The 19012-nt window shown below is 46.7% G+C and carries 16 protein-coding genes; 4 read left to right on the top strand and 12 right to left on the bottom strand.

The window, feature by feature from the left end; translation table 11 throughout:
* The first annotated feature begins 255 nt into the window (after positions 1-255).
* Positions 256-690, top strand: coding sequence for an NUDIX hydrolase (locus OC538_RS15225; RefSeq protein WP_262177057.1), 435 nt, complete (start codon positions 256-258; stop codon positions 688-690).
* A gap of 58 nt (positions 691-748) precedes the next feature.
* Here the strand turns inward: OC538_RS15225 and OC538_RS15220 are convergent, their stop codons facing one another.
* From OC538_RS15220 to OC538_RS15165, 12 genes are all read right to left on the bottom strand, one after another.
* The gene (locus OC538_RS15220; RefSeq protein WP_251696596.1) at positions 749-1696 is read right to left on the bottom strand and encodes a diacylglycerol kinase; all 948 of its coding nucleotides are present in this window, start codon (positions 1694-1696) and stop codon (positions 749-751) included.
* A gap of 110 nt (positions 1697-1806) precedes the next feature.
* The gene (locus OC538_RS15215; RefSeq protein ID WP_262177824.1) at positions 1807-2376 is read right to left on the bottom strand and encodes a thioredoxin family protein; all 570 of its coding nucleotides are present in this window, start codon (positions 2374-2376) and stop codon (positions 1807-1809) included.
* A 145-nt stretch (positions 2377-2521) separates the two neighbouring features.
* Positions 2522-3952 (bottom strand): Asp-tRNA(Asn)/Glu-tRNA(Gln) amidotransferase subunit GatB, encoded by a 1431-nt coding sequence (gene gatB, locus OC538_RS15210; protein WP_251696599.1) that lies wholly within the window; start codon positions 3950-3952, stop codon positions 2522-2524.
* The gene (gatA, locus tag OC538_RS15205; protein ID WP_262177053.1) at positions 3952-5418 is read right to left on the bottom strand and encodes an Asp-tRNA(Asn)/Glu-tRNA(Gln) amidotransferase subunit GatA; all 1467 of its coding nucleotides are present in this window, start codon (positions 5416-5418) and stop codon (positions 3952-3954) included. The genes gatB and gatA overlap by 1 nt, the downstream gene beginning before the upstream one ends.
* A 24-nt stretch (positions 5419-5442) precedes the next feature.
* The gene (gatC, locus tag OC538_RS15200) at positions 5443-5730 is read right to left on the bottom strand and encodes an Asp-tRNA(Asn)/Glu-tRNA(Gln) amidotransferase subunit GatC (protein ID WP_251696603.1); all 288 of its coding nucleotides are present in this window, start codon (positions 5728-5730) and stop codon (positions 5443-5445) included.
* Between the two features lie 111 nt (positions 5731-5841).
* On the bottom strand, positions 5842-6960 hold the full coding sequence (locus tag OC538_RS15195) for a CamS family sex pheromone protein (RefSeq protein ID WP_262177050.1): 1119 nt from the start codon (positions 6958-6960) through the stop codon (positions 5842-5844).
* A 6-nt stretch (positions 6961-6966) separates the two neighbouring features.
* Positions 6967-8976 (bottom strand): NAD-dependent DNA ligase LigA, encoded by a 2010-nt coding sequence (ligA, locus tag OC538_RS15190; protein ID WP_262177049.1) that lies wholly within the window; start codon positions 8974-8976, stop codon positions 6967-6969.
* Between the two features lie 12 nt (positions 8977-8988).
* On the bottom strand, positions 8989-11223 hold the full coding sequence (gene pcrA, locus OC538_RS15185; protein ID WP_251696609.1) for a DNA helicase PcrA: 2235 nt from the start codon (positions 11221-11223) through the stop codon (positions 8989-8991).
* Between the two features lie 54 nt (positions 11224-11277).
* Complete coding sequence (locus OC538_RS15180) at positions 11278-11970, bottom strand: heptaprenylglyceryl phosphate synthase (RefSeq protein ID WP_262177046.1); 693 nt, start codon at positions 11968-11970, stop codon at positions 11278-11280.
* Positions 11971-12075: 105 nt separating this feature from the next.
* Positions 12076-12393 (bottom strand): YerC/YecD family TrpR-related protein, encoded by a 318-nt coding sequence (locus tag OC538_RS15175; RefSeq protein WP_251696612.1) that lies wholly within the window; start codon positions 12391-12393, stop codon positions 12076-12078.
* A gap of 24 nt (positions 12394-12417) precedes the next feature.
* Positions 12418-13497, bottom strand: coding sequence for a DUF3048 domain-containing protein (locus tag OC538_RS15170; RefSeq protein ID WP_262177042.1), 1080 nt, complete (start codon positions 13495-13497; stop codon positions 12418-12420).
* Between the two features lie 9 nt (positions 13498-13506).
* Positions 13507-15225, bottom strand: coding sequence for an adenine deaminase C-terminal domain-containing protein (locus OC538_RS15165; RefSeq protein ID WP_262177040.1), 1719 nt, complete (start codon positions 15223-15225; stop codon positions 13507-13509).
* 186 nt (positions 15226-15411) lie between these two features.
* Here OC538_RS15165 and OC538_RS15160 point away from each other — a divergent pair, with 186 nt between their 5' ends.
* From OC538_RS15160 to OC538_RS15150, 3 genes are read left to right on the top strand one after another with little or no spacing between them, the layout of a single operon-like run.
* Complete coding sequence (locus OC538_RS15160) at positions 15412-16764, top strand: spore germination protein (protein WP_251696618.1); 1353 nt, start codon at positions 15412-15414, stop codon at positions 16762-16764.
* Complete coding sequence (locus OC538_RS15155; protein ID WP_251696620.1) at positions 16761-17879, top strand: GerAB/ArcD/ProY family transporter; 1119 nt, start codon at positions 16761-16763, stop codon at positions 17877-17879. The genes OC538_RS15160 and OC538_RS15155 overlap by 4 nt, the downstream gene beginning before the upstream one ends.
* Entirely contained in the window at positions 17858-18979 is a 1122-nt protein-coding gene (locus tag OC538_RS15150; protein ID WP_251696622.1) for a Ger(x)C family spore germination protein, read from the top strand. Before OC538_RS15155 ends, OC538_RS15150 begins: the two co-directional genes overlap by 22 nt.
* Positions 18980-19012 lie beyond the last annotated feature (33 nt).

The raw sequence follows: 19012 nt of genomic DNA, 5'->3' as shown, positions 1-19012 counted from the left end.
ATTGATAGCAACATGATTCCCGCCACTGCAAAGACAAGCCACATGAGCCACTTCTCTTGTTTCTTATACACGGGATCCCTCCGTCCGTTGAATTCCTCTTTATTATCATAAGATAACTGTTCATTACTTTTCCCTATTTACGGTTGAAATAACAGGATTGTCACATGAATTGTGAAATGTTTTCAACTGACGTATTGCTCTTGAGAGTATTTGGAATCTTGTGTATAATGGAGAGATTAAAGAGAGGTGAACACAATGGAAATTAAAAGAAAAGTGCTGGCTTACATTACGAAGGATGACAATGCAGAACGGAAGCTCCTTGTGTTCGAGCATAAGGATAATCCGGAAGCAGGTTGGCAAGTGCCGGGCGGAACGATTGAAGAGGATGAATTGCTCTTAGATGCGCTCTACCGCGAGATCGAGGAAGAAACCGGCATTCGGCGTGAGCAGTTGCAGTTAAATGGCAAAGTGAATAAGGAGAATTATTTTCCTGAAAACCGTCCGAATGTCATCCATGAGCGGAATATCTTTCATCTCACCTATATCGGCGAGGATGAATCGGAATGGGACACTTGCGTCAACAGTACCGGTAAAGACAACGGCATGATCTTCCATTGCCGCTGGATTCCGGTGAATGAGTTGCCCGAGTTAGCTGCAAGTCAGGATAAAGCACTCGAGTTTATAATTTGAGGCGAATTAATGGAGCCCTTATGTAAATAACCACAAAAAATAAAAGCTGCATGGATGTTCAATCCAATGCAGCTTCTTCATTTTCAAGTTCATTATCAATTCGATCCTGCTCACGCAATTGGTCGAGCGGGGCGAACATTTCAATATGGCGATATCGGTTTTCAAAGGTGGCAGGAAGGGTTCCGCCGTATTCCCCATCCAAGTTGAGCAGCACTTCTTCGGACGATGTAATTGTAACTTTCGAAGGCTTTGCGGAAATGACGAGCGGATCATCCAAATGCTCACCGCGCAATGCTAGTGTGACAATCCTGATGAATTCGGCCATATTACATTTTTTCAATACTAATAACGTGAATTTACCGTCATTGATGCTTGAATTCGGCGCCAATTTCTCCAGCCCACCGACGGAGTTGGTCAAACCGACGAGAAAGAGCATCACTTCCCCTTCAAACACTTCATCATCATACTCGATTTTCACATTACTCGAATGGATGGAAGGGAGCATTTCAATCCCTTTTAAATAATAGGCAAGCTGGCCGAGTACCGTCTTAAGCTTGCTTGGTACTTCATATGTCAGCTCTGTCATACGCCCGCCGCCTGCGATGTTGATGAAATGACGATTGTTCATGAGGCCGACGTCCACCGGAATTGTCTCTCCGCGGACGATGATGTCGATGGCTTCGTCAATATCCCTCGGAATTCGAATGGCCCTCGCAAAGTCGTTCGTCGTACCGGTCGGAATAAGCCCGATCGTCGGCCGTTTTTCAAAGGGAGATACCCCGGCGACGACTTCGTTCAACGTACCATCTCCGCCTGATGCGATAATGACGTCAAAGCCCCTCTCCACGGCATTTTTGGCAGCAATGGTTGCGTCTCCTTCCGCCGTAGTCGCATGTACGGATGTTTCATAGCCGGCCACTTCTAGCTTTTCCAATACTTCGGCCAGGTGCCTCCGGAATATTTCACGTCCTGCTGTCGGGTTATAAATGATTCTTGCACGCTTCATACATGTTCCCTCTCAATTCATACAAAATGCAACGCTTGCAGTCGTCAATAATCCAGCAAACAATCGCTTACTTGGACTATCGGTCCTGCCAAAAAGTTCCCACTGCAGTATTATTTCGTCTGCTGTAATGCGGGCATGAACGTTTTGCGGATATCTTCGTAGACGGTAAGCCATAATTCTGGCTGGGTCGTATATTGCTTCATCAATTCAGAAATGAATTCCCGCTGTTTTTCATCAAAATCCGGCGCCTCTTTTGCCGGAAGCTGTTTGCGGCGCTCCATTACATCCTCTTGGATGGACGTTGCTCGTGGTCCCCACTTCGCCAGTACTTCTCCTTCTTTATCAAGCAGCAAATAGATTGGAATTGAGCGGCCGCCATTTGTTAGATGCCTGTCAATTAAATCCGTGTCTTCATCGCGATAGACCACACGTACATCCAGGTCAGCAGCTTCTGCAATACGGCGCAGGATCGGATTGTTCATCATTGCGTCCCCGCACCAATCTTCCGTTATTACTAGTATATTGGGCTTTTCCGTTTTTGCTATTTCAATAAATGCATCGTCTTGAGGAACATCGAATTTTTCATAAATACCGAAGCTGTTTTCTTTATGTTTGTCCATGCGATCCATGTAATCTGCAAGTGAAATCGCTTCTTCGAAGTATTGCTTTTCAGTTTTCATTCCGACACCTTCCTTTTTCTTAAGTGTAAGCCTATTCGCTGCTCGAATCAAATAGGATGCCGGTGCAACTTTACATTTACACAATCAAAAAACGCCCTATACGGAGACTTTCGCAAGACCCGTATAGGACGATTCAATTTCGGACTTATCGCTTGTTGATTTCCTCAAGGAGAATTTTATTCACCAATGGCGGGTTTGCTTGTCCCTTTGTCGCTTTCATGACTTGTCCAACGAGGAAGCCGACTGCTCGGTCCTTGCCGTTTTTGAAGTCCTCAATCGATTGTTCATTCGCATCGAGAATTTCCGTCACGATTGTGCGGAGTGTGCCTTCGTCGGAAATTTGGACGAGGCCTTTCTCTTTGACGATGTCAGCGGCATTCCCACCGTTTTCGATCAATTCTTTGAACACTTTCTTAGCGATTTTGGATGAAATTGTTCCATCCGCGATCAATTTAATCATGCTGGATAGGCCTTCCGGCGTGAGTGCTGTGTCATGAAGCTCTTTCTGTTCAGCATTCAAATATGCAGACACTTCACCCATCAGCCAGTTGGACGCAAGTTTCGCATCAGCTCCCGCTTCAACAGTTGCGTCGAAGAAATCGGACATCTCTTTCGTCAACGTCAACACATGCGCGTCATATTCCGGCAGGTCGAGCTCATTGACATACCTTGCTTTACGAGCATCTGGCAACTCCGGAATCTCGGCACGTACCCGGTCGACCCACTCTTGGTCGATATGGATTTCCGGCAAGTCCGGGTCGTTGATGAAACGGTAATCGTTCGCGCTGCCTTTTATACGCATAAGCACAGTTTGACCCGTTGCTTCGTCGTAACGGCGTGTTTCTTGCTGGATTTTTCCGCCTGACAGAAGGATTTTCTCCTGGCGCTCGACTTCATTCGCAATTCCTCTGCGGACGAAGTTAAAGGAGTTCAAGTTTTTCAATTCGGTTTTCGTTCCGAATTCCTCTTGTCCGAACGGGCGCAGTGAAATATTGGCGTCACAACGAAGCGAGCCTTCCTCCATACGGACGTCCGAAACGCCTGTATATTGGATGATTGCTTTCAGCTTCTCGAGGAATGCATATGCCTCTTCTGGAGAGCGGATATCCGCTTCCGTGACGATTTCGATTAACGGTGTGCCTTGTCGGTTCAAGTCGACGAGTGAGTAGCCGTTGTCGGAGTGCGTCAATTTTCCTGCATCCTCTTCAAGATGAACGCGTTCGATGCGGATTTTCTTCTTTTTGCCTTCGACTTCAATTTCAATCCAGCCGTTTTGGCCAACTGGACGCTTGTCTTGCGAAGTTTGATAGGCGCTCGGGTTATCCGGATAGAAATAGTGCTTACGGTCAAAGTTCATGACCTTTGCCACTTCACAGTTCAATGCGAGTGAAGCTTTCATTCCGAAGTCCACCGCACGTTTGTTCAACGTAGGCAATGTTCCCGGGTATGCCAAGTCGTACACATGGATGTTCATATTCGGCTCTGCACCGTAATGGGATGGTGCCGGTGAAAAGATTTTCGTATCGGTTTTTAATTCAACGTGGACTTCAAGTCCAACAATCGTTTCAAAGTTCATTAGTTAGTACCCTCCCCTAAAGATGGAGTGCTTTTATGGAAATCAGTCGTTTGTTCGAATGCGTGCGCCACTCTATAAATGAGCGCTTCATCGAAATGCTTCCCGATGATTTGGAGACCGACTGGCAATCCATTCGAAAAACCGCACGGAATTGAAATGGCCGGAATACCAGCTAAGTTAACAGACACTGTCAAAATGTCGTTGGCGTACAATGTCAATTGGTTTTGCGCGACGCCGCCGATTTCGTATGCAGTTGTTGCACTTGTTGGTCCGACGATGACATCGTGATTTTCAAATACGGATGCAAAATCTTGAGCGATCAGCGTACGGACTTTCATCGCTTTAACGTACAACTCTTCATGATGATCTGCACTTAGTGCATATGTGCCGTAGAGGATTCGTTTTTTCACTTCTGTTCCGAACCCTTCCGCACGTGAACGTGTATAGACCTCTTCCAGATTTCCAGCATTCTCTGAGCGGTATCCGTAACGAATTCCGTCGAATCTCGCGAGGTTGGAAGAAGCTTCTGCTGTTGCAATCGCGTAGTAAGTCGGCGACGCATATTTGGAATGCGGAAGCGTCACTTCTTCGATAGATGCGCCAAGCGATTCAAGCACTTTCAACGATGCGCGGACCTTATCTTTTACATCATCTGCGATGCCTTCACCTAAATATTCCTTTGGAACGGCGATGCGCAAGCCTTTAATATCTCCAGTCAAAGCGGATTTGAAATCAGGCACTTGCTGTGGTGAAGATGAGGAATCTCTATGATCGACACCTGAAATGGCGTTCAATAACAGTGCATTGTCTTCGACAGTCCGAGTGATCGGACCGATTTGATCCAAAGAGGAAGCAAATGCGATTAGACCGTTTCGCGACACTCTTCCGTATGTCGGTTTCATCCCGACGACTCCGCATAACGCAGCTGGCTGTCGAACCGATCCACCAGTATCCGTACCGAGTGAAAATGGCACCTCGCCCGCTGCAACAGCAGCTGCAGAACCACCTGAAGAACCGCCAGGCACGCAGTCCAAATTCCATGGATTATGCGTTGTCTGGAATGCTGAACGTTCAGTTGTGGAACCCATGGCAAACTCGTCCATATTCAATTTACCGACACTGACCATGCCCGCTTCGTTCACTTTTTCTACGGCTGTAGCGTTATAGACAGGTACGAAATTCTCAAGCATCTTGCTTGCACACGTTGTCACTGTTCCTTTTGTAACGATATTGTCTTTTATGCCGATTGGCAATCCGAAAAGCGGGCCGCGGCTTTCTTGCGATGAGTTGTCCAATGCTTCCGCTTTCGCTAGCGCCTCTTCTTCCGTCAACGCCAGGAATGCTTTCACTTGACCATCCAGCGCTGCAATCTGCTTGAATGAATCTTCGGTAACTTCTTTGACAGAGACTTCCCGGTTATGTAAAAGTGCTTGAAGTTCTGCTGCCGTCTTTTTCATTAACGTCATGTTACTTCCTCCTAAAAACCGTTATCACAGGATATTCGGAACTTTGATCATTCCGTCTTCATGCTCTTTTACGCTTGCCAACATTTCGTCGCGATCAAGTACATCTTGCGGGACGTCTTCCCGAAGCACATTGAACATCTGCAACGGATGAGTCATCGGCTCTATATTATCTGTATCCACTTCTTTCAACGCATCTCCAAATTCCACAAGATCGGAAATGATTTCTGAAAACACTTCCGCTTCTTGATCCGAAAAGGCGATTTTCGCAAAGTTCGCGAAGTAATGTACGTCTTCTGTCGTAAATTTCGTCATTTGATTTCCTCCCCAATTGCAATTGTACGACTTATCATACCACCTAACCGGTATGTTGAAAAGCAACTGCGCCCATGGTTAACAGCATGGACGCGCATGTAAACTGATATTCTAATAGCCATAAATATGGACGAAAGGTTCATCACTACCGGCTTCCTTGACAATGAGCGCCTCCGGGCCGTTTACCGAGGTGACACTCACTTCGACATCGATGTTGGGAAAGTACTTGATGACATGCGAAGCCAAAAACTGTGTGAAGCCGATGACTTCACCTTTCCCGAAAAACTGGATCGGAATGTCGATGGAAATCGATTGCATCCTTTTGTCTTTGAAAAAGCCTTTTCCGATCACATTGACGAAGCTCGGAAAATAGTTATCGATATCCTGTTTGAAATTGCTGAATTTCGTATTGATATCTCGGTAATTATCAATGTCAGCGGGAGCGGGAAGCAACACGTACCGTTCATTCACTTCTTTCCATCCAGATGCTGATGATTTTCCTTTATCAGCAAAAGCGGTTGCGAAATAAGTGCCAGGTACGATTGCATTTCTTTTCTCCTGTTTGAACAGGCCGATGACGATCGGAATATCCTGGAACCCTTCTTTTGCACGCATCCTGCTGACGATTTTGTCCGCCATGGCGATGCCTTGCTTTTCGAGTACCGAATCCGTTATTTCAATCTCTTTCCCGTCTTTGGAATAATAGACGGAATTCAACGCAAGCCCAATCGAAACACCGGACAGACGTACTTTCTTTTCGTCCGTCAGCGTCAAATAGTTTTGCTCGATAATATGCGCCAAATAGATCGGCTTCTCTTCCGCATCTTCCCCTTCCGCTTCAGGGGGATTCAAGCCTTGTTCATTCGTAGAACTTCTGGCAAGCCATGCGCGTGCAGTTTTTCCATCGATGTACTGCCCTTCTTGGAAGAAATAGTTTTTCGTGTCAAAATGCTGGGCAGATAAACGAAATAGCCCTTCTTCCGCTTCCCCGATATCATATTTCGTATAGATATTGCTCACGACAAGGCCGCGGGTCGCGCTTTTCTTGAACGGGGTGACAGTCTTGTAATAGGTGTCATTCACCTGTACATCTGGAATCATGACAGTTTCTTCAACCTGTTCCTCATCATTTTCCTGGATGACTTCCTCTTTGTCGGGTCCGATTGACGGCATACAGCCGCCTAACGTAAGGACAACCGCCATTCCGGATAATACTAATAGCCTTTTCATTGAAAATTACTCCTTTTCGCCGAGCGCGTCGACCAACTCTGTTTCGTTCCATACCGTAATACCGAGCTCCTCCGCCTTCACGAGCTTTGATCCGGCTTCTTCCCCGGCTATGACAAGGTCCGTCTTTTTACTGACGCTCCCGCTCACTTTACCGCCAAGCGCTTCAATCCGCTCTTTTGCTTCATTGCGCGTCAATATCGAAAGCTTTCCCGTCAGAACGACTGTTTTTCCTGCAAACGGGCCATCAGTCGGAAGCTCCTGGCGTGTTCTGCCTTTAAAATCCATGTTTACGCCGTACGACTTCAACTTGCCGAGCACTTCCAGTACATCTTCATTATTAAAAAATGTGATGACCGCGTCCGCCACTTTGTCGCCGATTTCGTGAATCGATGTAAGCTGGTCCGCATCCGCTTTAGCGATTTCATCCATCGTGCCGAATTCCTCCGACAAGATATGTGCCGCTCTTACCCCGACATGCCGGATTCCAAGGCCGAACAGCAGCTTCTCCAAAGAATTCGTTTTGGAAACTTCAATCGCTGTCAATAAATTCGTAGCAGACTTCTCTCCCATACGCTCGAGTGACAGTAGTTGTTCCTTCGTCAAACCGTAAAGGTCCGAAACATCATGGACGAGACCTGACGTATACAATTGATCTACGACCCGTTCGCCGATTCCTTCAATATTCATCGCATTACGGGATACGAAATGGATGAGCGCTTCCTTCATCTGCGCTGGGCATTGCGGATTGACGCAACGAAGTGCCACTTCTCCTTCAATCCTGACGAGTTCGGAATCACAGACTGGGCAATTATCAGGCATATGATACGGTTCTTCATTCCCGTTCCGTTGTTCGATCAATACAGTGACGACTTCAGGAATGATATCCCCCGCTTTACGGATGACGACTGTGTCACCGATACGGATATCCTTTTCACGGATGAGGTCCTCGTTATGGAGGGAAGCCCTTGCTACTGTCGTTCCGGCAACTCGGACCGGTTCCAAAATGGCGGTCGGCGTAACGACTCCTGTCCTGCCGACACTCAACTCGATGTCAAGCAGCTTTGTATGGACTTCTTCCGCAGGGAATTTATACGCGGTCGCCCAACGCGGACTTTTCGCCGTGAATCCAAGTTGCTCCTGATCTTCATAGCTGTCCACTTTAATGACGATTCCGTCGATTTCATAATCCAGGTCCTGCCTGTGTTCCTGCCAGGACTCTATATAGTCGAGCACTTCCTCGATCGTTTTGCACCGTTTGCTTTTCTTGTTCGTTTCGAATCCGATAGCAGCAAGATAATCAAGCGAATCGGAATGGCTGTCCTGCCCGAAAGCGGTACCATCCCCACCGACACCATAGATGAACACGGCAAGATTGCGGCTCGCGGCTATTTTCGGATCAAGTTGCCGTAGCGATCCCGCAGCTGCATTCCGGGGATTCGCGAACGGCTCCTCACCGTTTTCATCCCGCATTTCATTTAATCTCATGAACGATTTCTTCGGCATATATGCTTCCCCGCGGACTTCGATCGTCACCGGTTCGGCAAGCTTCAGCGGAACGGTCCGGATTGTCTTCAGATTCGCGGTGATTTCCTCTCCCACCGTCCCGTCCCCTCGCGTTGAACCTTGGACGAACGTCCCGTTTTCATATTTTAATGAAACAGCAAGTCCGTCAATCTTCAATTCACAAATATACGTGGCATTCCCCGCCTCCGCTTGCACTCGTCTGTCGAAGTCGCGTATATCCTCTTCATTAAACACATTCGACAAGCTCAGCATCGGGTATTCATGGACGACTTTGCTGAAACCTTCAAGCACTTCCCCGCCAACCCGCTGCGATGGCGAATCGGGAAAGATCAGATCGGGATTTTCCGCCTCGATAGACAGCAATTCCTGCATGAGGCTGTCATAGACGGAATCAGGCACGGCCGGCTTGTCCAGCACATAATAGGCATGCCCGTACTCCTTTAGCAGATCATTGAGCTCCTGTACACGTTTTTCAACTGCATTGCGATCCATTCTGTCCTCTCCCTACGCTTTTTCTATCGGTGCAAATTTGGCAAGAAGCCGTTTAATGCCTACAGGTTCCGGGAATGCGATGTCGAGTTCGAGATCATCATGATTCCCTTTGACGCTGACGACCATTCCTGTCCCCCATGCTTTATGGGTCGCTTTGTCGCCCGCCTTCCAGCCCATCTTCTCTCCGCCGCTTGTTTTATAGACCGGCCTTTTGACAGCGGGACGCACTGGTGCTTCCCCACGAGAAAATCCGCCATATGAAAAGCCTTGATTGTTATTGGATGTCACTTCGATAATATCATCTGAAATCTCATTTAAAAAACGGGATGGATTATTAAAACTCGAACGGCCGAACAATGTCCGGTAGGAAGCGCAAGTCAAAAAGAGCCGGCGCTCCGCACGGGTGATCGCCACATAGGCAAGCCGGCGTTCCTCTTCCATCTCTTCATCGTCGCCGATCGATCTGACATGTGGGAAGATGTTCTCTTCCATGCCAATGACGAAAACCACCGGAAATTCAAGTCCTTTTGCCGCGTGCATTGTCATTAGGACGATTTTTTCCGTTGATTGGTTCTCTTCTTTATCCAATGAATCGATATCGGCAATCAATGCCAGGTCTGTCAGGAATGCGACGAGCGAACGGTCGCCCTCCTCTTCTTCGGCCCTCTTTTCGAAAGCTTCCGTGACGGAAAGGAATTCCTCGATATTTTCCAGCCTGCTTTCCGATTCAATCGTCTTCTCACGGATGAGCATGTCACGGTAGCCCGTCTTTTCAAGCACTTGCTCCACAAGCTCCGTAACGGACAAGTATTCCTGCATCTGTGTAAACCCGCTGATCATATCCCTGAATTTAGATGCTTCGTTTGCAGCCCTTGCCGTCAGCCCCATGAAATGGACTTCCTGCAACGCGTCAAATATGGATCTGTCGTTCTCAATCGCAAATGACGCCATCCTTTCGAAGGAAGTCGCACCGATGCTCCGTTTCGGCTCGTTGATGATGCGTGCAAGTGCCAAGTCGTCATCGTTATTGGAGATCAACCGCAAATAAGCGAGCAAGTCCTTGATCTCTTTCCTGTCATAGAACTTAGTGCCGCCGACGATCGTATATTCCAAATTGGATTTCACGAGATATTCCTCGATGACACGGGATTGGGCATTCGTTCGGTAAAGAATCGCGAATTGATCAAGCGTCAAGTTTTCGCGTTCTTTCAGCTCGATAATCTGTTGGACAATGAACTGGGATTCGTCCTTTTCATCGGAGGCCTTATAGATCGTGATTGAATCGCCCTCCGCATTTTCCGTACGGAGCTTCTTGTCGTAGCGGCTCCGGTTGTTCTTGATGACGTCGTTTGCCGCCTGCAAAATCGTTTTCGTCGAACGGTAATTCTGCTCGAGTAAAATGACGGTTGCATCACTATAATCCTTTTCAAATGATAGGATGTTGCCGATGTCAGCGCCGCGCCATCTGTAGATCGATTGGTCGGAATCACCGACGACACATAGGTTCCGGAATTTCGCCGCCATCATATTGACGAGGCGGTATTGGGCATTGTTCGTATCCTGGTATTCATCCACATGGATATATTGGAATTTATTTTGATAAAATTCGAGGACTTCAGGGACGCGTTCGAATAATTTGAGAGTCATCATGATGAGGTCGTCAAAATCGAGCGATTGGTTTTGTCTCAGTCTTTTCGTATAGCTTTCATAGACATTTGCAATCGTCTTTTCATAAGGGTTATGCGGATTGATTTGCGCAGTATATGCTTCCGCGTCGATGCATTCGTTTTTCGCCGAACTGATTGCCCCTAGCATTGCTCTCGGATCATATTGCTTCGGATCGAGATTGCGCTCTTTCAAGACATTTTTAATGACCGTCAATTGGTCTGAGGTATCAAGGATTGTAAAGCTTTTCGAAATTCCGATGCGGTCGATGTCCCTCCGTAAAATTCGGACGCACATCGAGTGGAATGTCGAGACCCACATTCGTTCGCCAGTCCCGGGGCCAAGCAACCCGTCAATCCGTTCGCGCATTTCACGGGCTGCTTTGTTAGTAAATGTGATCGCCAAAACATTCGAAGGATAGACCCCTTTTTCCACGATCAAGTAAGCGATCCGGTGGGTCAGTACCCGAGTCTTCCCGGATCCTGCGCCTGCCATGATCAGCAGAGGCCCTTCCGTCTTTTTCACTGCGCGGGCTTGTTCAGGGTTCATGCCTACAAGCAGATCTTCCGCAATTTCCTTCATACATCATACCGCCTTTCCAAAGAACATCTGTTCTTCATTATATCTTAAAACTCCTCAAAGAGATACCGATTTCACTGCTTCGACTGTCGAAAGGGCAGCCTTCAGGTCATCATAAATGATATTGCCCACAATGACCGTGTCCGCAAGCTCCGCCATCATTTTTGCGTCGGCCGCATTGCGGATACCGCCGCCGTAAAATAACTTCGTCTGCTCAAGGGCACGCGCCGCTGCTTTGACGATGGCCGGATCGCCAAGCGTTCCGCTATATTCCAAATAAAATACCGGCAGCTTGAACAGATGCTCCGCCATCCGCGCATAAGCGATGACATCCTCTTCGTCGGGAGCCTCTTTCACGCCGGTGAGTCGTGCTGCTTTGCAATCGGTGTTGACGATTACATAACCCTCCGCGATGACTTCATCCCAATCCATCATATGGCCGTATTCCTTCAAAGCGGCATGATGGATGCCGTTCACCCATTTCGTATCGGTCGAATTCAGGACCGTCGGAATGAAATAGTAATCGAATCCCATCGACACCGAATCCACAGTCGACACCTCAAGCGCTACGGGCACGGAGAATCTTCGGATGCGCGCCAGCAGGTCAAGGACGTTTTCGAGTGTCACGCCATCCGTTCCTCCGATGATGATGCCATCCGTTCCGGATTCCGCAAGCTGTTCAAGCTCATCGTCCGCCAATGGTTTTGCAGGGTCCACTTTAAAGGCGTGGCGCCAATTCATATAGTCCATTATATCTTCCACCTACTATTGCTTTTTAGATGCGCTCTCGTTACCTCGCGCGTCCGCTATTCCCCAGTATACCAAAAAAACCGGACGGATAGTTTCTCCGCCCGATCACTTCTTATCATTATTGTCCGCAAGCTCCGGATAGAGGCGGTTAAGCACGGTGTTGTAGCCCCCGGATCCGTAATCGACGCACCGTCTCACCCTTGAGATTGTCGCAGTGCTTGCGCCGGTTTCATTTTGAATCCGGTCATACGTCTTTTTCTGTCTCAATGCATGTGCGACTTCCAAACGCTGTGCCAACGACTGCAACTCGCTCATCGTCGCAAGGTCGTCAAAGAACATATAGCATTCTTCAAGATCCTTCAATTCCAATATCGCTTTAAACAGCTGATCCGTTTGTTCGCTTCGGATTTTATCGATTTGCATAGTTCCCCCTCTTTCTATCAAGATTTAAGGCGTATACGTTACAGAATTTGCAATCCCGGAATACGTAGGAATGACATGGATCCACGTCTTGCCGGGAACTAATTTTGCAGGAACTCCATTTTCCACCGGTACGAGGAATCCATCAACGTTTTTCCATTCCAGCTCTTTCACGGAGCCCGCTTGGAACAGCATTGCCTTGCCGCCGCTCTCAATATCGACCGATTGTCTTCCGACATTGTCGATCGTGCGATGCACCGCCTCCATGACGATGATGTTGGACAGTCCCACTTGTTCTCCGTTCCCTTTATCTATCGTAAGGATACCATTCACCATCCGATTATACGTTTCCGTCTCCGGATCGAAGGAGAACGTGTTGATGAAATCCTTGCTGGAGCTGAATCGGACGACAATCATCGATGCGCTATCCCCTATTTTAGCATCCTCACTTGATTCATGGAAAGCAAATGGAGGGACCTTCGCGATTTCGTCAGATGCGCCGACCTTCTCCATCGCAGCCATTATGTTCTCGCCGGTTATATACGAATTATGGGGAGCTTTACGGTCAGTCGATCTTTTGAATAAAGTCCCGTCATATTGCATGCCATTCACATGATCGACATGTCTGTTCGCCAACAGCTTTTGCGCATCAGGGCTATATCCGTGCGCTACGTAAAATGCATCCATCCCTTTTGAGAGATAAATGAAATAATCACGCGCACTTCGAATCGGGCCGACTGTATCCGGCAGCTCGCTTTGGAACAATGCTAAAAACCTCGTGACATTCCCTTCCGCCATGAATTCATAAATGATATCCGCCTGGCTTACCCCCGATTGAGGCCTTGCATGTGGGTGATTGTTGATTGTTGCAAGCACTGGCCTCGCCCAGTTCTCCTCTTCGGTCAACACGCCTGTAAATGGCGCCTGATAACGGAGGGTACCGTCTTCCTCAGGCTCTTCCATCGGCTCTTCAATTTCGACTTCTTCCATCTCTTCCGGCTCCGGTACAATCTCTTCCGCGCCGGCTTTCTCTTTTTTCGAACACGCTGACAGCAACAGCAACATGATGGCAACTCCCAGTAGCCACCCTCTCTTATTCCCTTTCATCCGTTCCCCCTATCTTCCCGTCGCCGGAATGATTACTTCATTTTTCATAACTTCATAGAGCCCTATTTGTGTCGCCCGTACATATGGCAAGTGTGTAGACTGGAGGAACAGGAACGTGTAGACAGCATCGCCATGTTTGTACCCCCGCTCTGCTAATGCCTTTTTCATTGTAATCTCCCGGTCAATTAAAACATCCATACGTTCTGCCGATAACCCCCCGCCGATCGGCAGCGGAATTGACGCAGCTATATCACCGTCCTCAACGAGAACCATGCCGCCCTTCATCCGTTTCATTTCATCGAACGCAAGCATCATCGCATGTTTGTCCTTACCGATGAGGATGATATCGCCCGTATTGGAATAGGACGACGCAAAGCCTTGCACGTGGTTCGCGAAACCTTTAATGACCGTATTCACCCGCCACTTCCCATTTCGATCAATCAGCATGAGGAAACTTTCATCGTGCTCATTGGAAAGCTTGTCCGCCGATAAGTCAATTGTCACTTCATATGGCTTTGTAATAACGTCATTCACCATAGTAATGCCAACTGTTTCTTTGAAATCAAAATCCATTTCATCCAAATCGAAATCCAATTCGAATGACGGGACGAGCGACCAATCGACTTGCTTGAACGGAGCAGTTGGCGCGTTTTCACGTTTCAGCCATTTACCTTTTGACAGGACGTCCGTCGGTACCGGGTTCAATTCGTCCTCCAGGAAATTGAGCGTTGCATATCTCCCTGTTGCGATGATGCCATGCTTATCATCGATGCCGTAGTAGCGGGCAACATTATAAGAAGCCATCAAATAAGCGTCAACCGGTTTAATCCCTGCATCGAGTGCGACTTGGATGCATTTGTCTATCACCCCATCGATATGGAAGGAAGGCGTCGAGCCATCCGTCGTCATCATAAGATGGTCGAAAACATCCAATTCCTTGTCCAATATACCTTTCAACAAAGCAGGCAAATCCGGACGGATCGATGAATGACGCAACGTCGCTGCGTATCCTTGCAATAGTCTCGCTTCGACTTCCTCGGTTGTCATCGCTTCATGATCGCCATCAGTTCCGAGCAATTTCATCCTCGCAAGCGTCCGCTCTGAAGCCCCCGGGAAGTGGCCTTCGATCTTTTTCCCCGCTTGTTTTGCTGCAAGGACAGACGCCATCAGATCCGGATCGCCTTTCAATAGACGAGGCCAACCTGTTAGCTCTCCACCCATGAGAACATCGTCCCGCTTCAGCCATTCACCAATCGCTTCTTGGTTGAAAACGTCCGTTTCATTTTGCAAAACCGTTTGCGAATCAAACCGTGCCCACCAATAAAATGAAAACGGCAGCTCATTCAATTGGTCAATCAATTTGAATGACTTTTCATTTCCGAGCAGCATGAAGAACGTCAAGTTGTCCGACAAGAACGTCGTCGTTCCGAGCCTGCCAGCATAGTCGGCGAATGTTTCGGGATTGTACAATTGGAACGGATGGACATGTGGCTCGATATAGCCGGGAACGATTTTTTTACCGGTTGCATCGACGATTTCCGAGCCTTCTGTCATGGCTGGCATTCTGCCGCCTGCATAGACGATCCGATCCTCTTTAATCCAAATATTGCCCGTCACCCATTTCTTGAAGATGGAATGTAGATACGTCGCATTTTGAATGATGAGGTCCGGGGCAACTTTTCCATTGATGACCCCGAGTTGTCGTTGTATTTCATGTTGGTCCCACATATCGATAAACCCCTTTTAAGAGAATTCTATATATTTTATCCTAGCATAGCATCCATTTGAAATATAGATGTTTTGAATCATTTGCATGAAATTTCAGTCGCATTGCTAGTAAGTGTATCAATTCGCTTTTACCGGGCACGCTAAGGTCAAACTTTTTTCCATGCTCCAGTGAAAGGAGAGTTGCAAATGACCGGTAAGCAGGCCCCTCCTTTATTCAACGAGATGTCCGCAAAGTTCAAGCCTTCAGACGACATCATTCAGACGCCTCTGCAAATGAAAGGCCAGTACGCATTTCTATTTTATGTGAAATCGGTCGTAGATGGCGATAAGCTTCAACAGACAGTCATTCGACCTTTTTTTGAAATGGCTTCCGAAGAAGACTTTGCTTCCTATATTCAATCTTTGCCGAATCAATCTGAAGTACCTGATAAAAACCAACTGCCCATTAAGATAAGTGCCGGATCTGTACTGATGGCTGTTGAAGACAGCCTTTTCTTACTCGATCTCCGCCTCGTCAAAAACAATGAAGTGCAAGAAACGACGATGGAGCCGACAATTCATGGACCTCAAAAAGGATTAAGTGAGGACATTGAAACGACAATCAATCTGATCAGGCAACGGTACCATAAGGCCACTTTGACAGTTGAAAATTTCGCTACTAGCGATGTCACCAATATTCCGGTCGCTATACTCTATGACAGCGACCGAGCCGATCCCAAAATTCTAGCTAAAATAAAGGACCAGCTTGGTAATCTTAATACGCCATTATTCCAATCAGGGGGGGAGCTCCAACATTTCCTGAACAGAAGCAGATTCACCCTCTTCCCTACGACAATGGTAACGGAACGTCCCGATCGTATCGTCTACAATTTGGTCGCTGGAAAAATCATCATTGTAATAGACGGGAGTCCGAATGTCATTGTTGCACCTATTGTCTTCTTCGATTTCATGGCATCAATGGAAGACAATTACCATGTTTCTGTCATATCAGGGTTTACAATTATGTTACGGTATTTGGGTTTATTCACATGTATTTTGCTTCCAAGTTTATATATAGCGATGACATCTTATAACCCCGAAATACTTAGGATTGAACTGGCCCTTACCGTTGCAGGCAGCAGAATCGGCGTGCCATATCCTTCGTTTATCGAAGTTATTTTCATGCTTTTTTTCATGGAATTACTGACAGAGGCGAGCATGCGGCTACCGAAAGCGGTCAGTGGCACCGCTACGACTGTCGGCGGGCTTATACTAGGGACGGCAGCAACGGAAGCAGCACTCACATCAACCATAATGGTCATTATTATTTCAGCTGTTGCAATCTCCACATTCGTCATACCGATTAATGAAATGAGCTTTGCAGTTCGTGTTGTACGGTTCCTTTTGATTATTTACACTTCACTTTTCGGGTTGGTCGGACTATTGCTCGGTTTCATGGGATTCATCATGTTTTTAGCGAACAAGGATAGCTTGGGCGAACCGTATTTACGGATTCCATGGAAGGGCAAGAATGCTGAATTGGGGATGGACAATAAATGAACCGCTTCTTAATTTATTTGATTCTAATTAATACCCTGACGAACATGGTTTCTATTACGCCAAGAATTCTAATTGCCGGGGGCAACACAGGTACAGTCCTCGGCATGGCTTTTGCGATTAGTACTGGAATTGTATTGACCTATTTCCTAGTAATCCTGTTCAGCCGTTTTCCCGGTCAAGGCTTGCCGGAGATTTTGAAGGCTTACACACCTAAATGGTTTGCTGTTCCCGTTCTCCTATTTATGGCTGCAGCCTGGTATGTCGCAGGTCTCTTTACACTTATGATTTATACATTCATCATCCTCCGTTTCTTGACACCCGAAATGTCAATCTACACGATTGTTTTGACGTTCGCCCTCGTTGTCACGTATGGAGTGTTAATGGCAACTAGAAATATTATATATATGAGTGAAGTCATCTTTATTCTTGTTGTCCCATTTATCGTCTTCGTTCAAATGAAGGGCTATCTAGACCCTTCTTTAAATTGGGATTATATCCGGATTGCTCTCATGCAAGTTAATCAGCTGCCGGATTATGGGGCTTTTACGTCTTCACTTTTCATCGTCATAGGAACTGCAAACTTAGTTATTTTCAATCGGGCTTTCACAACTTTGAAAAAACCGACTCTGAAAGGAATGGCTATTCTTACGGTTGCTTTTATGTATATCCTCGCGACGACTTATCTACTTCCAATCGGCTTCGGGGGGTTCGATTCCCTTGAGAATGCATTGTATCCGTGGATCATGACAAGTGATTCCATCCGGATGAAATTCGGGGTCGTTGAAAGGATTGTCTTTATATTCATCGGCTCCTTTTTGGCTCTTGGCGTTGTCAGTATGATCATACATTGGCATGTTTCCATCCACTTATTTTCGAGCGTCTTTCAATTGAAGCGTTTAAAATGGAAGTCATATAATTTGACCCTTCCTTTATTTATCGTCTTTTTCTGGATTGTTGCAATGACTCTGACGAAACGGATGACAGTGGAAGGACTTTATAGAACAGTCGAAATGTATGACGACTTCGTTTTACCGGCCATGCTCATCTTGCTAGTCGGTTCTTTACTTTTAGCGAAGAAAGGGGCTTCTTCTAAATGGCGGGAAAACAAAAAATGATGAAAGGGTGCATTGCCTTCATCCTTTTGCTATCCTTGCTCTTTCAAGCGGGATGTGCTTTCAAGGATATTGACAAAAGGGTGTTTGTCCTTGGATTCGGTATTGACCCGTCGGAAAAAATGAGGAACGGCTTCAGAGTCACTTTGAAATTGGCCAAGCAAGTCGGTGATATAAAACAATCAACATCCCCGCCTTATCTCTATATTTCCCATGATGCCGAATCAGTTGCAGAAGCCATCCATGAGATGGAAACCCGTGTCGATAAAGTTTTGGATTTCGGACATAGCAAAATCATCGTTATACACAAGGAATTACTAACAAAGGATTTAGATACCTTCATGGACTTTTTCACGAGGCGCGGGGATATCCAGATGATTTCTTACGTCGCTGTAGCTGATAAAACGGCTGAAGAGATCATCTCTTTTGAACCGACAACTGAAGCTCCTGCATCGATTGCTCTTTATAACTATTTCGATAATACCGGAACGGAAAGCCCATTTGTCGTGACAACATTTCTATTTGAGTTCAGACGGGAGGTTTTAGGGGAAGGCCTCGATACAATTATGCCGATCATCGGGACAGATGAAGAAAATCATGATTTCGTTATTGACAAGTCGATTATTCTTAAACGGGGAGCACCACCAGTGGAATTGACACCAGAGGAAACAAAGTATTTTAATTCCCTTATGAATAAAGCTTATGGCTTCAGTTACAAAATCAAAGAAGATGATCTGATCATGATATTGAACTTTGACGAAATCAGGATGAATTATAAAATCCTCCTCAATGATGGCGATCCGCGAATTGATATGAAAATTACGAAGGTCGGTGTTGTCGGCGAATCCAACAAGCGTTTGAACAGTAAAAAGCTAGAGAAATACAATAAGATAGCTGGTAAAGAAATCGGAAAGACAGTTACCGACCTGCTGATAAAACTCCAAGAAAATAATGTCGATCCATTCGGTTTCGGCCTCCGATATCGGGCGACACGACTATCGCGTAAAGGTCTTGATAAAGAATGGGAGAAGCGCATTTATCCCGACATCAAATTTAATGTCAAAGTGAATATAGAGCTGAAAAGCACCGGAGCGGTTGAATAGAATCAGTTAAAAGGGGTTGTCACAGAAGTTTTT

This window comes from Saccharococcus sp. Marseille-Q5394 (genome assembly GCF_946901335.1).
GTDB lineage: Bacteria > Bacillota > Bacilli > Bacillales_A > Planococcaceae > Sporosarcina > Sporosarcina luteola_C.
Note: the sequence above shows the minus strand (reverse complement) of the source record. Positions and strands in the feature narration are given on the sequence as shown.